Origin of the sequence: Neorhizobium sp. LMR1-1-1.1, from assembly GCF_040675795.1 — a bacterium.
Lineage (GTDB): Bacteria > Pseudomonadota > Alphaproteobacteria > Rhizobiales > Rhizobiaceae > Neorhizobium > Neorhizobium cellulosilyticum.
Genome location: NZ_JBEGHE010000036.1, coordinates 309205 through 323386, shown reverse-complemented (window position 1 = coordinate 323386; position 14182 = coordinate 309205). Strand labels below are relative to the sequence as shown.

11 protein-coding genes are annotated in these 14182 nt (G+C 59.0%); 8 read left to right on the top strand and 3 right to left on the bottom strand.

The annotated features are described in order from the left end of the window. The first annotated feature begins 153 nt into the window (after positions 1–153). A complete protein-coding gene (locus MRBLMR1_RS21865) occupies positions 154–1242 on the top strand; it encodes a LacI family DNA-binding transcriptional regulator (RefSeq protein ID WP_148146831.1) in 1089 nt (362 codons plus the stop codon). 140 nt (positions 1243–1382) lie between these two features. On the opposite strand, the gene MRBLMR1_RS21860 is transcribed toward MRBLMR1_RS21865, so the two are convergent. Together MRBLMR1_RS21860 and MRBLMR1_RS21855 are read right to left on the bottom strand one after the other, a co-directional pair. After that, entirely contained in the window at positions 1383–2915 is a 1533-nt protein-coding gene (locus tag MRBLMR1_RS21860; RefSeq protein ID WP_500066209.1) for a DegQ family serine endoprotease, read from the bottom strand. Between the two features lie 113 nt (positions 2916–3028). Then, positions 3029–3346, bottom strand: a complete 318-nt coding sequence (locus MRBLMR1_RS21855; protein WP_148146835.1) for a hypothetical protein — start codon at positions 3344–3346, stop codon at positions 3029–3031. A 446-nt stretch (positions 3347–3792) separates the two neighbouring features. Between MRBLMR1_RS21855 and MRBLMR1_RS21850 the strand changes: the two genes are divergently transcribed. The 7 genes from MRBLMR1_RS21850 to MRBLMR1_RS21820 all read left to right on the top strand — a co-directional run bounded on the left by MRBLMR1_RS21850 (position 3793) and on the right by MRBLMR1_RS21820 (position 13645). Continuing rightward, positions 3793–4035, top strand: coding sequence for a hypothetical protein (locus tag MRBLMR1_RS21850; RefSeq protein ID WP_404945535.1), 243 nt, complete (start codon positions 3793–3795; stop codon positions 4033–4035). A 110-nt stretch (positions 4036–4145) separates the two neighbouring features. Next, positions 4146–4922 carry a DUF1194 domain-containing protein gene (locus tag MRBLMR1_RS21845; RefSeq protein ID WP_148146837.1) on the top strand — a complete coding sequence of 259 codons (777 nt, stop codon included), beginning with the start codon at positions 4146–4148 and terminating at the stop codon, positions 4920–4922. 293 nt (positions 4923–5215) lie between these two features. Next, a complete protein-coding gene (locus tag MRBLMR1_RS21840) occupies positions 5216–8005 on the top strand; it encodes a bifunctional aconitate hydratase 2/2-methylisocitrate dehydratase (RefSeq protein WP_148146840.1) in 2790 nt (929 codons plus the stop codon). A 166-nt stretch (positions 8006–8171) separates the two neighbouring features. After that, a complete protein-coding gene (locus MRBLMR1_RS21835; protein WP_206826615.1) occupies positions 8172–8546 on the top strand; it encodes a hypothetical protein in 375 nt (124 codons plus the stop codon). A 121-nt stretch (positions 8547–8667) separates the two neighbouring features. Beyond that, positions 8668–9069 (top strand): FixH family protein, encoded by a 402-nt coding sequence (locus MRBLMR1_RS21830; protein ID WP_183685562.1) that lies wholly within the window; start codon positions 8668–8670, stop codon positions 9067–9069. Continuing rightward, positions 9066–10475 carry an efflux RND transporter periplasmic adaptor subunit gene (locus MRBLMR1_RS21825; RefSeq protein WP_500066205.1) on the top strand — a complete coding sequence of 470 codons (1410 nt, stop codon included), beginning with the start codon at positions 9066–9068 and terminating at the stop codon, positions 10473–10475. The genes MRBLMR1_RS21830 and MRBLMR1_RS21825 overlap by 4 nt, the downstream gene beginning before the upstream one ends. Then, a complete protein-coding gene (locus MRBLMR1_RS21820; protein ID WP_500066203.1) occupies positions 10472–13645 on the top strand; it encodes an efflux RND transporter permease subunit in 3174 nt (1057 codons plus the stop codon). The genes MRBLMR1_RS21825 and MRBLMR1_RS21820 overlap by 4 nt, the downstream gene beginning before the upstream one ends. A 60-nt stretch (positions 13646–13705) precedes the next feature. On the opposite strand, the gene MRBLMR1_RS21815 is transcribed toward MRBLMR1_RS21820, so the two are convergent. Beyond that, positions 13706–14065, bottom strand: a complete 360-nt coding sequence (locus MRBLMR1_RS21815; protein ID WP_148146848.1) for an ArsR/SmtB family transcription factor — start codon at positions 14063–14065, stop codon at positions 13706–13708. Positions 14066–14182 lie beyond the last annotated feature (117 nt).

The following is a 14182-nucleotide window of genomic DNA, read 5'->3' as shown; positions in this document are numbered from 1 at the left end:
TCGAGACGCTCCCTTGCCACTCCCATAGCAATCTAGATACGCACAATCGATATTGCATTTTTGCACAATCGATGGTGCAATAACCATAACACGAACATGCCTTTCGTCAAGTGGACTAATATTCTACCAATCAGAATCATTCGGGAGATGAGGATGACGGTTCAGAATTCCAAGAAAGCCACCATTTACGACCTGTCAGTCCTGTCCGGCGCTTCGGCCTCGACCGTGAGCGCGGTTTTGAACGGGTCATGGCGCAAACGGCGGATTTCCACGGAGACGGCCGAGAGGATACTCTCGCTTGCCAAAGCGCAGCGTTACACGACAAATCTTCAGGCGCGTGGCTTGAGAAGCTCGAAGTCCGGTCTCGTCGGGCTATTGGTTCCGGTTTACGATAACCGCTTCTTTTCCTCCATGGCGCAGACGTTCGAGGCGCAGGCGCGTTTGCGCGGTCTGTCCCCCATGGTTGTCTCCGGGCGTCGTGATCCTGACGAAGAGCGCCGGACTGTGGAAACCTTGATCGCCTATTCGATCGATGCGCTGTTTATCGCAGGCGTTACGGACCCGGACGGCGTCCATCAAGTCTGCGCGCGGGCCGGCCTTCCCCATGTGAATATCGATCTTCCCGGCAAGCTGGCATCCTCGGTGATTTCCGATAACAGGAACGGAGCCGAGGTGCTGACCTCGGCAATTCTGCGGCATGCGGCCCAAGGAGGCGCACTGGTTCCTGATGATGTCGTCTTGTTCGGCGGCCACGACGACCATGCCAGCCGCGAGCGTATTGCCGGCTTTCATGCGGCGAAGGATGCGTTCTTCGGCATTGAAAGCCAAAACGACATCGAGATTACCGGTTACTCGCCGCGTATGACGGAGCTGGCTTTTGAACGGTTTTTCGCCCGCGAGGGCCGGTTGCCGCGCTGTCTTTTCATAAACTCGTCCATCAATTTCGAAGGCCTGCTTCGTTTCATGGGACGGCACGATGAAGCGGTCTTCGCAAACATCGTCGCTGGCTGCTTCGATTATGATCCGTTCGCATCGTTTCTGCCTTTTCCAGTCTACATGGCCAAACCGAATATTTCTGCGATGCTGGAGAAGGGGTTCGAATTGCTCGAGGCGGCGCCGGTTCATCCCGTCGTTACCATTATCGAACCGCAATTGATCCCTCCGCGGACGGCGCTTGAAGGCCCTCTCGATGATATCAGGGATCCGGTGCCTGCATCACGCATCCCTGCGCCCACATCCTGAGAGCATCCATCTCCAGGCCGGGTTCATGGTATGGGCTCTCTCAATCTGCGTGATCGTTTTTCTGTAACGACAGGCACAAGTAAGTAGGTTTGACCCCGCATGTCTTTCGACAGCGGGGTCAGGTAGTCGTATGACAAAAGTCAGCCGATCGAGAATGGAACGGTGACAAAGCTCTGGTTGTCGCCACGCTGGATCAGCAGCAGCACTGCCTTGCGTCCGGCCTTGCCGGCATCAGCGACCGCGGTCTTGGCTTCGTTTGCAGAATTGACCGCATGTTGGTTGACCGAAACGATGATGTCGCCCTCTTGCAGGCCTGCGTCCGCCGCGGGTTTGCCGGGTACAACGCTTGCGATGACAGCACCTTTTTCTTTCGCTGGAAGGTTCAGGGCCTGCCGTACCTCCGCCGTGATATCCGCAAGCCCAACTCCGATGTTTGGGATTTTGTGAGCTGCCGGGCCGGATTTTCCTTCATCAGACGAAGCTTGCTGCTGATCCTCACTGTTTTCACCGATCGTCAAACGCAGGTCTTTCGGTGTGCCCTGGCGCCATACCGTCAACTCTTCTTTCGATCCGGGAACAAGATCGGCAACCATGCGCGAAAGATCACGCGGTGACGAGATTGGTTTACCGCCCAGCGCAGTAATGACGTCGCCGGCCTCGACGCCGGCCTTGGCTGCTGGTGTGTTGTCGTTGACGCCGGCGACCAGTGCGCCTTCAGCCTTGCCGAGGCCAATCGCGTCGGCGATATCTGCAGTTACCGGCTGGATCTGTACGCCTATGAAACCATGATCGATTGAGCCGTCTTTCATCAGCTTGGCGACAACCTGCCTCGCCTGATCGGAGGGGATGGCGAAGCCAACCCCGACACTCCCGCCATTCGGGGAGTAGATGGCCGTATTGATACCGACGACATGGCCGTCGTGATCCACCAGAGGGCCGCCGGAATTGCCATGGTTGATCGGCGCATCGATCTGGATGAAGTCATCATAAGGGCCGGAATGCAGGTCGCGGCCGCGGGCTGACACGATGCCGGCCGTGACTGTCGTGCCGATCCCGAAAGGGTTGCCGATCGCCAGGATCTGGTCCCCGAGTTTCAGGGTGTCGGAATCACCCCAGGTGACGGTTGCGAGCGGTTTCTTGGTTTCGATCTTGACCACGGCGAGATCGGACTTCGGATCGGCGCCAATCAGTTTGGCGGGAAGTTCGGTGCCGTCATCCAGCGTCACCTTTATGTCCAGTGCCTTGTCGATCACGTGGTTGTTGGTAACGATATAGCCGTCGGGAGAAATAATGAAGCCGGAGCCGAGTGCTTCGGCACGTTCGGACTGACGTTGCCGAGGCGCTTCATGTGGCATCGGAATTCCGTTCTGGCCGAAGAACTGTCTGAATTGCTCATTGAAGGGAGAGTTCTCGCCAAAAGGAGATGTTTCGTCGCTGGCAGCAGCCTCTGCTTTCATCGTTGTGGTGATGGTGACAACTGCATGTTTGTCAGCGGCGACGATCGAGGCAAACGACCCTGCCGGCGCGATAATGCCGCCTACGGCTGCGGCGGGAGACGAAGATGCGGCAAACGCCGCGTTGTTGCCAAGAATGATTGGCGTCGCCAGGGGAACTGCGATGATTGCAGCGCCAACGAGAGCCAGGATGCGGTTTCTGCGAATGATGTTGGACATGGCGTTTCACTCTTCAGCTAAGTTGAGAGATGTAAGGGCGCGAAAGCCGAGAAAGCGGCGCGCCGGAACTTGAAGTTATGTCGGGAGGGGGCTGTGATACCGCCTGTGTCGGCTCAGTCGCAGACGCGGGTGCGATACATGTCGCCCCAGTGGTCCTGATGCCAGACAACATGGCAGGAAGGGTAATAGGCAGCGACCGGTGGAGGCCCGTATCGCATAGGAGGAGGGCCATAGGGTGCTGCAGCATAGGCAGGCGCGTGGCTGGCGCCGGCAATCAGCGCTCCGCCAATGACTGCGCCCGCTATGCCAGCGGCGAAGCCGCGGCCGAAATTGTTATGTGCTTCAGCCTGGGAGGCGGTGGCGAGAGCCGTTCCGGCAATCGTCAAGGCGACCAGACCGGTGGTGACGAATTTACGTGCTGTGATCCACATGGCTCTGATCCTAAGTTGCGGTCTGTATTCGCCTGTTTCAGGCGTCATGACCATGAAGCCACGTTAGTCCTCGCTTGATTACCGTTGGATATCCGTCTCGTTAAAGCTTGGTAAGCTTTGCGCGAAATCCCGTGTCTGCACATCTAGTGGTGAAGATCGGCGCCGCACTTTGTGCAGATCGCCCTCATCGTTGCATCAGGTCGTTGAAGAAGAGAATGAAAATCTCTCAGCATTCATGCCGTTCTGGGCGTGTCATGTCCGAACGCGTGAATGTAAATGCGATAGTTTAAAGCGTTATGGTGTCTGTTTTTACCGATGAGAAATCGGGTTTGTTGAAAATGTTCGTATTTTTCTCTTCTTCCCATCAATACTTCGATGTCTCACGGATTCACTTGGACATGAATCTGTATTAGCGTCGGTTTGCGAGATGATTCGCAGTAACGCTGATGAATAGCGAGGCTACATTGAACGCGCAAAGTCATGCACTGGATCATGGCAGTTCAATTGAACACTGGGCCATGAATCGCGCGCACCAGATCGTAGTGCATCAAGGCATGCGGCTCATAGAGGCCGCCCAAAGCCTGGACCGGAAACAAACAAGTGCCAATACTTACGCCCTGCGAGCGGCGATCATGGAATGCCTGATCGAAGCGATGAAGGATGGTCCGCACCCCGCGGCTGCAGAATAAGACATCACTGAAATTTGAGCCACGCGCTGCCCTTGCGTCAGGGGAGGGGATCGCGCTGGCAATATCCTGTGTTACAGTCCGGCAATCGACACTGCAGTGAATGGATTGCCATGCTCACAACACTTGCAATGTTAATGACCCTGACCGCGACCAATACCGCAATCGTGCAAGGCGGGCAGGAAGTGGATGTCGAACTCGTACTCGCAGTCGATACGTCCCGATCTATGGACACGGAAGAAGCTCGCATCCAGCGCGAAGGTTACGTGTCGGCACTCAAGCACAAAGAGTTTATCGATGCGGTCAGGAATGGGCTGACCGGGCGCATCGCCATCAGTTATTTCGAGTGGGCAGGCGATGTCGTTCAGGGTTCGGTGATCGACTGGCAGATCATCGAGAACGAACAGGATGCGATCGCCTTCGCCAACAAGGTCGAGGCGCGGCCGGTCGAGATGCAGCGCAGGACATCGATTTCGGCCGCCATCGTGCACGGTGCGACCATGCTCGTCTCCAATTCCTATCATGGTCTTCGCCAGGTGATCGATGTCTCGGGTGACGGGCCGAACAATTCAGGCAACCCGGTCACGCCGGCGCGCGACAAGGCTGTCGAGGCGGGCATCGTCATCAATGGTCTCGCCATCATGCTCAGGCCGTCGGGAACGCCGGGCGGGCTCGACCAATATTACAGCGACTGCGTTGCGGGTGGGCCGGGGTCTTTCGTTCTGCCGGTTCACGATATCGATGATTTCGGTGTTGCGGTTCGCCGCAAGCTGGTGATGGAAGTCAGCGGTATCGAAGCCCAGCCGCTCATTCGCCGGATTGCCGACAAGCCGGTCAAAAGCGATTGCATGGTCGGCGAAAAGCAATGGCAGGACATGTTTGATCGTTGAGTGAAAACCTCAAGAATTTCCGCCGAAAAGCCTTGCCGGACACCGTTTCTGCAGGGCGAATCGGGAATGCCGGTCGTAGTTAAATCGATGGCTTCCGGCGCGTCGATCCGCTAAGAACGCGCTCGGTCATCGTCAGCCGATAAATGCTGGAGCCGAAGGACTGCATTTACCGAATTGCGGTATCTTGTCACACGGGCTCGGTTGACGTACTCCAAACCCGAAGGCCTTGGGCCGCATAATTTTCCGGTGGCGCTGCGTTTCAGCGCCAAAAAGCTAATGACGTTGGGACTGTGATGAACCTGTACTCGGAATACCTGGCTGAAATCAAAAGCAGAGAACCCCAAGGGCTTGCCCCCAAGCCGATCGATGATGGCGCGCTGATCGCTGAAATCATCACATTGATCGAGGATGCCGGTAACGAGCATCGGGCGGATGCCCTGAAATTTTTCATTTACAACACGCTGCCGGGCACGACGAGTGCCGCCGGCGTCAAGGCCGCCTTCCTGAAGAAGATCATTCTCGGCGAAACGGTCGTTCCGGAAATCACACCGACATTTGCGCTCGAACTCCTGTCGCACATGAAGGGCGGTCCTTCGGTAGAAGTGCTGCTCGACATCGCGCTTGGCGATGACGCGGCAATCGCCAAGGAAGCCGGTGACGTCCTGAAGACGCAGGTCTTCCTTTATGACGCCGACATGTTCCGCCTGCGCGATGCCTACAAGGCCGGCAACGCCATCGCGAAGGACGTGCTGGAAAGCTACGCCAAGGCCGAGTTCTTCACCAAGCTTCCCGACGTCGAAGACGAGATCAAGGTCGTTACCTTCATTGCCGCCGAAGGCGATATCTCGACCGACCTTCTGTCGCCGGGCAACCAGGCGCATTCGCGTTCCGACCGCCAGCTGCATGGTCAGTGTATGATCACGCCGGAAGCGCAGGCGGAAATCGTCGCGCTTCAGAAGCAGCATCCCGACAAGCGGGTGATGATGATCGCCGAAAAAGGCACGATGGGCGTCGGCTCGTCGCGCATGTCCGGCGTCAACAACGTCGCCTTGTGGACCGGCAAGCAATCCAGCCCTTACGTGCCCTTCGTCAACTTCGCTCCGATCGTCGCCGGCACCAACGGCATTTCGCCGATCTTCGCGACCACCGTCGACGTGACCGGCGGTATCGGCATCAACCTGAAGAACTGGGTCAAGAAGCTCGACGAGAACGGCAAGCCGATCCTCAACAATGACGGCAACCCGATCCTCGAGCAGAAATACTCGGTCGAGACCGGTACCGTTCTGAAGATCGATGCGAAGAACCGGAAGCTGCGTGACGAAAACGGCGAAGAGCTGGTCGACATCGCCTCCTCCTTCACGCCGCAGAAGACGGAGTTCATGAAGGCGGGCTCGTCCTACGCGATCGTCTTCGGCAAGAAGCTGCAGACTTTTGCCGCCCAGACGCTCGGCGTCGAAGCAACGCCGGTTTTCGCTCCGAACAAGGAAATCTCGCTCGAAGGCCAGGGCCTGACCGCGGTTGAGAAGATCTTCAACCGCAACGCCGTCGGCGTGACGCCGGGCAAGGTTCTGCATGCCGGCTCCGACGTTCGCGTCACCGTCAACATCGTCGGCTCGCAGGATACGACCGGTCTGATGACGGCGCAGGAACTGGAAGCGATGGCGGCAACCGTCATTTCGCCGCTGGTCGACGGCGCATACCAGTCGGGTTGCCACACGGCTTCCGTCTGGGACAAGAAGGCTCAGGTCAACATTCCGAAGCTGATGTCCTTCATGAACAACTTTGGCGTCATCACCGCGCGTGACCCGAAGGGCGTCTATCACTCGATGACCGACGTCATCCACAAGGTGCTGAACGACATCACCGTGGATGATTGGGCGATCATCATCGGCGGCGACAGCCATACGCGCATGTCCAAGGGCGTCGCTTTCGGTGCGGATTCGGGCACCGTTGCTTTGGCGCTCGCAACCGGCGAAGCGACCATGCCGATCCCGCAGTCGGTCAAGGTGACCTTCAAGGGCACGATGCAGCCTTACATGGACTTCCGCGACGTGGTGCATGCCACCCAGGCGCAGATGCTCAAGCAGCATGGCGACAACGTCTTCCAGGGCCGTATCATCGAAGTCCATATCGGCACGCTGCTCGCCGACCAGGCCTTCACCTTCACCGACTGGACGGCCGAAATGAAGGCCAAGGCGTCGATCTGTATCTCCGAGGACGAGACGCTGATCGAAAGCCTGGAAATCGCCAAGTCGCGCATCCAGATCATGATCGACAAGGGCATGGACAATGCCGCGCAGACGCTACAGGGCCTGATCGACAAGGCAGATGCCCGCATCGCCGAAATCCGCTCCGGCGCAAAGCCGGCGCTGAAGCCGGACGATAACGCGAAGTATTTCGCCGAAGTCGTCGTCGATCTCGACTTGATCGACGAGCCGATGATCGCCGACCCGGACGTCAACAATGCCGACGTCTCGCGCCGCTACACCCACGATACGATCCGCCCGGTTTCCTATTACGGCGGCACCAAGAAGGTCGACCTCGGATTCGTCGGTTCCTGCATGGTGCACAAGGGCGACATCAAGATCGTCGCCCAGATGCTGAAGAACCTCGAAAAGGCCGAGGGCAAGGTCGAATTCAAGGCACCGCTCGTCGTTGCCGCGCCGACCTACAACATCATCGACGAGCTGAAGGCCGAAGGTGACTGGGAAATCCTGCAGAAGTATTCGGGCTTCGAATTCGACGACCTGAAGCCGAAGACGTCCAACCGCACCGAATACGAGAACATTCTCTATTTGGAGCGCCCGGGCTGCAACCTTTGCATGGGCAACCAGGAAAAGGCGGAAAAGGGCGATACGGTTCTGGCCACCTCGACCCGTCTGTTCCAGGGCCGCGTTGTTGAAGACACGGCGGAAAAGAAGGGTGAATCGCTTCTTGCTTCGACGCCGCTGGTCGTGCTTTCCGCGATCCTCGGCCGTACGCCGAGCATCGAGGAATATCGCGTCGCGGTCGAAGGGATCAACCTGACGAAGTTCGCGCCGCCGAAGACGACACCGATCGACAGTCTGTCGGTCCACTACTAAGCTTTCGAGCCTGACTTACGATGCCCCGGTAAGGTGACGCCTTGCCGGGGCATTTGCTTTTCTGCCTGCGGTCTTTTGGCCTATTCCTTACTTTCAGCATAAACGGGATAATCGAGCTCGTAGTAGGAAACAGGTTCCTCGTCTGGTTATAGGCGGGGAATGCGCCATGAGACTTATTCGCAATCTCTTTTTGATCATTGCATTGCTCGCAACGGCAACCGGCAGCCAGGGCGTGACGCCGCTTGCCGGGCCTGATACGCTGCATTCGTCTCATATGAACTCGGATCAGATGCAGGTCTCGATGGTTGGCGATCACGTCAACTGCGAACAGCCGTGCCCTTCTGATGATCAGGGCTCCGATAGCCAGCGCCATCATTCCTGCCCATCGGCGCTTCTTTGCGCACCGCCTGTCGCTTCGATACCGGCCGCCACAACTTCGGACATGGAGTTTGCCTTCAAGCACGTCCGCTACGATGCGGCCCCTGCGCGACAGATGATATCTGCAACGATCGTTCCTGCCGGGCCGCCGCCCAAAGCCTGATCTCCGCTGAAATCGAACTGCCCTCTGACCAAGGCCGAGCGCATACCGCGCGGGCAGTGTCGGATGGCTCGTAGTTTCACCTCGCGACGCAAGGACAGACGTCGCAGCGAGATCCAGAACCATGAACAGAACATTGTCTTCCGGGAGAGCCGTGCTCCTCCTCGGCCTTTTGGCCATGAACCCGGTCAGTGCCGGTGCCGCCGCACAGGATTATGAATTCACCCTCCTGAAAAGCGATATCAGGCAAAGTCGCAATGCGATGGTCGAACTTCGGATGACGGACCGGCGCAGCGGCGCGCCCGTTTCGGACGCCATCATTTTCAACACGGCGCTCGACATGGCTCCAGATGGCATGCCGGATATGGGCGCGGCGATCGAGCCGGTCGGGTCGAGTGAACCCGGGGTCTATCACTTCAAGGCGGACCTTTCGATGGTAGGCGCCTGGCGCTTGCGGATCGGAGCGATGATCCAGGGCGAGCCTGAACCGGTCGAGCGTGATCTTATCCTCAAGGTGTCGCCATGAACTGGCTGCCCCGTTTTGGAATGATCCTCGCTGCTTCCGCCGTTATCGGTTCCAGTGGTTATCGGGTGTTTGCCGAGGAGCGTCATTCGGGTGCGGCGCATGGCGCTGCTGCCGGCGCGGCACATGAACATTCGCATGAGGATGGACGCATCCTCTACTATCGGCACCCGGATGGATTGCCGCAATTTTCGGCACAGCCGAAAACCACGGATGACGGCAGGCCTTATCTCGCAGTGAGGAAAAAAGCGGGTGAGGCAGGCGGAAATGCTGAGGCCGCCAAACCTGCCAAGGCCATGCTGGCGGAGCTTGGCTCCACCGCGCCCCGGCGCATCCTTTATTATCGCAATCCGATGGGGCTGGCCGACACGTCGCCGGTGCCGAAGAAGGACAGTATGGGCATGGACTACCTGCCCGTTTTTGCCGACGAGCAGCAGGACGGGGCGACGATCAGGGTCTCTCCCGGAAAACTGCAGCGGACGGGGGTGAAAACCGCGACCGCCGTGATGGCCCGGATCGGCCGGGCAGTCCGCGCACCCGCCACCGTGACGCTGGACGAGACCCGCGTCAGCGTGATCGCGATGCGCACCGATGCCTTTATCGACACGGTTTCGACCGTGACGACAGGCGACCGGATCGGGAAAGGACAGGTGCTTTTCGGCTTCTATTCCAAGGAAATTGCCACTGCCGGGACGGAATATGCCGCACCGGGAGGCGACAAGGCAGGTTCGGCGCTTCGTCTGAAAAATCTCGGCGTGCCGGATGAGGCGATCAGCACGATCGCTGAGCGGCGGCAGGTGCCGGCAACCATAGACTATACCTCGCCGCGGGATGGCATCGTCCTCGAACGGCTTGCCATTGCGGGCATGATGGCCAAGCCCGGCGATGTGCTGTTTCGCATCGCGGATATGTCGCATCTGTGGGTGCTGGCCGATCTTCCGGAATATGACCTGGCCGCCGTCCGGATCGGCGCCGACGTGCAGTTGACCGTTCGCAGCCTGCCCGGCCGCACATTCCATGGCACTGTCGACCTTATCTACCCGCAGGTCGATACCCAGACGCGGACAACGAAGGTCCGCATCGAACTTGCCAATCCGGATGGTGCGCTGCTCATCAACATGTATGCGGAGGTGGAGATCGATACGCGCTCCGAAGACCCTGTCATCGTGGTTCCGAACAGCGCCGTGATCGACACGGGTGATCGCAAACTCGTGTTCCTCGACAGGGGAGAAGGGCGGTTCGAACCGAGAGACGTCAAGCTTGGCGCGCGCGGCGACGCGCAGACGGAAATCATCACCGGCATCAAGGCCGGAGATCAGGTTGTGGTCGCGGCAAACTTCCTGCTCGATGCCGAGAGCAATCTCAACTCGGCGCTGAGCGCGATGACGGCGGAGGGCGCGAAACAATGATCGCCCGTGTGATATCCTGGTCCGCCCGCAATCTGGTCCTGATCTTTGTCGCTGCCATGCTGGCCGTCGCCGGTGGAATTTACGCCTTGCGGTCGCTGCCGCTCGACGCCATTCCCGATCTCTCCGATGTTCAGGTGATCGTCTACACCGATTATCCCGGTCAGGCGCCGCAGGTCGTCGAGGACCAGGTGACCTATCCGCTGACGACCTCCATGCTGACAGTGCCGAAATCCAAAGTGGTGCGCGGTTTCTCCTTTTTCGGCGCTTCGTTCGTTTATGTGATTTTTGAGGATGGCACCGATCCGTACTGGGCGCGCAGCCGTGTGCTTGAATATCTCAATGTCGCGCAAAGCCGCCTTCCGGGCGGGATCACGCCGACGCTCGGTCCCGATGCGACGGGGGTCGGCTGGGTCTATCAATATGCCGTGGTGGCGAAAGAGATGTCGCTTGCCCAGCTGCGGTCGTTGCAGGACTGGGTCGTGCGCTTCGCGGTTTCGAAATCCGAAGGTGTTGCCGAGGTCGCCAGCGTCGGCGGTTTCGTCAAGCAATATTCCATCGTGGTCGATCCGGTCCGGCTGAAGGCGCAGGACATTTCGCTCACCAACATCGCCAGTGCCGTGCGTGCCAGCAACACGGATGTCGGCGGCCGCACGGTCGAGCTTTCCGAATTCGAGTTCATGGTGCGCGGGCGCGGTTATCTGAAGGGCATAACCGATATCGAGAATATCGTCCTGAAAAGCATGGGCGGCACGTCGCTCAGGCTCGGCGATGTTGCAAGGGTCGAACTGGTTCCCGACGAAAGGCGGGGGATTACCGAACTGAATGGTGAGGGCGAAGTCGCGAGCGGCATCGTGCTGCAGCGGTTCGGGGCCAATGCGCTGTCGGTCATCGATAATGCCAAGGCGAGTCTCGAGGGGATCAAGGGCAGCCTGCCGGCCGGTACCGAGATCGTGCCGGTCTATGATCGCTCGCAATTGATCGAGGCTGCGATCGAAACGTTGAAAAGCACGCTTGTGGAGGAGGCGATCGTCGTTGCTCTCGTCACGATCGTCTTTCTCCTGCATGTTCGCAGTGCGCTCGTCGCCATCATCATGCTGCCCGTGGGCGTGCTGATGGCCTTCATTGCCATGCACTTCCTCAATATCGGCGCCAATATCATGAGCCTCGGCGGCATTGCGATTGCCATCGGGGCGATGATCGATGCGGCGATCGTGATGATCGAGAATGCCCACAAGCATCTGGAGCGGGCACCGCCGGACAAGCAGCGTATCGACATCCTCATCGAGGCGGCGAGCGAGGTCGGTCCGGCGCTGTTCTTCAGCCTGCTGATCATCACCGTCTCCTTCCTGCCGATCTTCACGTTGGAATCACAGGAGGGGAGGCTGTTCAGCCCGCTTGCCTTCGCCAAGACCTTTGCAATGGCGGCGGCCGCGATCCTGTCGGTGACGCTGGTGCCGGCGCTGATGGTCGTCTTCGTCAGGGGGCGGATCGTTCCGGAGCATAAAAATCCCGTCAATCGCTTCCTGATCTGGATCTACCGTCCGGTCATCGCCGGGGTGCTGAAGGCGAAGGTGCTGACGATAGTGGTGGGGCTTCTCGTCCTCGGGGCCACGGTCTGGCCGATCCAGCATATCGGCAGCGAGTTCATGCCGGATTTGGACGAAGGTACGCTGATGTATATGCCGACGACCCTGCCCGGCCTGTCGGTGACCAAGGCAGCGGAACTGCTGCAGACCCAGGACCGGATCATCAAGTCCTTTCAGGAAGTCGAAAGCGTCTTCGGCAAGGCCGGGCGTGCCTTGACGGCGACCGATCCCGCGCCTGTCGAGATGTTCGAGACGATCATCACGCTGAAGCCGAAAACCGAGTGGCGGCAGGGCGTGACGACGGCAAGCCTGAAAAAGGAGATGGACGAAGCTCTGCAGTTTCCCGGCGTCGCCAATGCCTGGACGATGCCGATCCGCGCCCGCATCGACATGCTGTCGACAGGCATTCGAACTCCGGTCGGCGTGAAGGTTTACGGTACCGATCTGAATGAACTGGAGAAGGTAGCCCGGCAGATCGAAACCGTGCTGAAGGATGTAGATGGAACGTCCAGCGCTTATGCGGAACGGGTGATCGGTGGTTATTATCTCGATATCGTGCCGGACCGGATGGCGCTCGGGCGTTACGGTCTGACGATCGGGGATGTGCAGGACGTCGTTTCGATGGCGCTCGGCTCGGAAGTCGTGACCTCTACCGTGGAGGGCCGCGAACGTTATGGCGTGGCGATCCGCTATCCGCGCGCGTCGCGCAGCGATCCGCAGTCGATCGCAAGAGACGTGCTTGTCTCGCTGCCCGGCGGCGGAACCGTTCCTCTCGGTGAAGTGGCCGAGGTGAGCCTGACGCGGGGTGCCACGACGGTGCGCACCGAAAACGGCCAGCTCGCCGTCTATATCTATGTCGATATCACGGGCCGCGATCTCGGCGGTTATGTCGCCGAGGCCCGGCAGGCGGTGGCGGCACGGGTGGAGCTTCCAACGGGCTATTCCGTGGCATGGAGCGGTCAGTTCGAATATCTCGAACGGGCGGCCGCGCGACTGTCCATCGTCATTCCGCTGACGCTCGCGCTGATTTTCCTTCTGCTCTATCTGAACTTCAGGGCGCTGACCGAAACCCTGATCGTCATGCTCTCCCTGCCCTTCGCGCTCGTCGGCGGCATCTGGCTGATGTGGTGGCTCGGGTTCAATGCGTCGGTTGCGGTGGCCGTCGGCTTCATCGCGCTGGCGGGGGTTGCCGCGGAGACGGGTGTGATCATGCTGATCTATCTCGATCACGCCTTGAAGGAGGGGCGTGCCTTATGCGCCAGCGAGGGGAGGCCGCTGACAAGAGAGGATCTTCATCACGCCATCATGGTTGGCGCTGTCGAACGTGTTCGGCCGAAGATGATGACCGTGGTGGCCATCATGGCGGGTCTCCTGCCGATCCTGTGGAGCACGGGAACGGGAGCGGAGATCATGCAGCGCATCGCGGTGCCGATGATCGGTGGCATGGTGTCCTCGACGCTGCTGACCCTGATCGTCATTCCGGCGATCTATGCCCTGGTGAAGGGGAGGAGGCTGGGTAGCGAAAGTGCCAGTTCGGCCAATGTGGCTGAAGCCGATCTCGGCATCAATGCGCCGGCAAGATGAGCTGAACGCGATTGAAAAATTCGGGAGCCGGGTACAGCCCGGCTCTTCCGATCGCTAAAGTCAGCGTTTTCCAGCCGAGGTGACCGCTTTTTCGGCGCCGCCATCCTGCTCGAGTTCCTTGACCAGCATGGCAAGGAGACCGGGAAACCGCGCGTCGATGTCTTCGCGGCGAAGCGAGGAGGCGCGACGGTTTCCGTAATCGATCTGGCTGATCAACCCCGCCTCGCGCAGGATCTTGAAGTGGTGGGTGAGCGAAGCCTTGGCGACCGGAAAACCGAAGGACACGCAATTACGCTCCATGCCGTCCGGCAAGGTCGCCAGGATGGCGATTGCGGTGCGGCGAAGCGGATCGGACAGCGTCGAGAAGACAGTGCTCAGGTCGATCTCGTCGCGTGCTGGCTGGGGAAGCAGTTCTGACATAGGGTAATTCTACGAAAATTGGCATCTCGATGCAAGTAACAGGTATGTCTTGACGCATACCTTTGTAAGGCATAGGTATGTCTTACACCATACCAGCACTTCTATTGCACCTGCGGA

Bases quoted from the DNA above. Each gene is read 5' to 3' on its own strand.
- MRBLMR1_RS21825 (WP_500066205.1), top strand. From the start codon at position 9,066: ATGAACTGGCTGCCCCGTTTTGGAATGATCCTCGCTGCTTCCGCCGTT.
- MRBLMR1_RS21860 (WP_500066209.1), bottom strand. From the start codon at position 2,915: ATGTCCAACATCATTCGCAGAAACCGCATCCTGGCTCTCGTTGGCGCT.
- MRBLMR1_RS21820 (WP_500066203.1), top strand. From the start codon at position 10,472: ATGATCGCCCGTGTGATATCCTGGTCCGCCCGCAATCTGGTCCTGATC.
- MRBLMR1_RS21840 (WP_148146840.1), top strand. From the start codon at position 5,216: ATGAACCTGTACTCGGAATACCTGGCTGAAATCAAAAGCAGAGAACCC.
- MRBLMR1_RS21845 (WP_148146837.1), top strand. From the start codon at position 4,146: ATGCTCACAACACTTGCAATGTTAATGACCCTGACCGCGACCAATACC.
- MRBLMR1_RS21855 (WP_148146835.1), bottom strand. From the start codon at position 3,346: ATGTGGATCACAGCACGTAAATTCGTCACCACCGGTCTGGTCGCCTTG.
- MRBLMR1_RS21865 (WP_148146831.1), top strand. From the start codon at position 154: ATGACGGTTCAGAATTCCAAGAAAGCCACCATTTACGACCTGTCAGTC.
- MRBLMR1_RS21815 (WP_148146848.1), bottom strand. From the start codon at position 14,065: ATGTCAGAACTGCTTCCCCAGCCAGCACGCGACGAGATCGACCTGAGC.
- MRBLMR1_RS21850 (WP_404945535.1), top strand. From the start codon at position 3,793: ATGAATAGCGAGGCTACATTGAACGCGCAAAGTCATGCACTGGATCAT.
- MRBLMR1_RS21830 (WP_183685562.1), top strand. From the start codon at position 8,668: ATGAACAGAACATTGTCTTCCGGGAGAGCCGTGCTCCTCCTCGGCCTT.
- MRBLMR1_RS21835 (WP_206826615.1), top strand. From the start codon at position 8,172: ATGAGACTTATTCGCAATCTCTTTTTGATCATTGCATTGCTCGCAACG.